This window comes from Mycobacterium sp. NGS18 (assembly GCF_059813185.1).
Map to the genome: position 1 here is coordinate 1 of NZ_JCALEC010000042.1, position 363 is coordinate 363.

At 66.4% G+C, this 363-nt stretch carries 1 protein-coding gene; it reads left to right on the top strand.

All coding sequences use genetic code 11. From position 1 onward, the window contains the following. Positions 1 to 363, top strand: a 363-nt coding sequence (locus AC5Y31_RS21830) for an acyltransferase domain-containing protein (protein WP_499982990.1), incomplete at both ends; no start/stop codon positions are given.

Below are 363 nucleotides of genomic sequence, written 5' to 3' on the forward strand. Positions count from 1 at the left end.
GCGGTGGCGGGGTATTTGTCGCCGCGGCAGACGGTGGTGGCGGGTTCGCCGGTTGATGTGGATGCGGTGATTGCGGCGGTGGCCGTTCGGGAGCGGTTTGCTCGGCGGGTCAATATGGAGGTGGCCTCCCATACCGCGTTCATGGATCCGATTCTGGGGGAGTTGCGTGCGCAGTTGGCCGGGGTGGTTCCGGTGCCGCCGCAGATCCCGTTTATTTCCACGGTGGTCGATCCGGCCGGGCCGGCTCCGGTGCTCGACGCCGACTATTGGGCCAACAACGTGCGCCAACCCGCATTGGTCAGTCAGGCCATCGGTGCCGCGGCGGAGAAGTACGGCACCTTCATCGAAATCAGCCCGCACCCG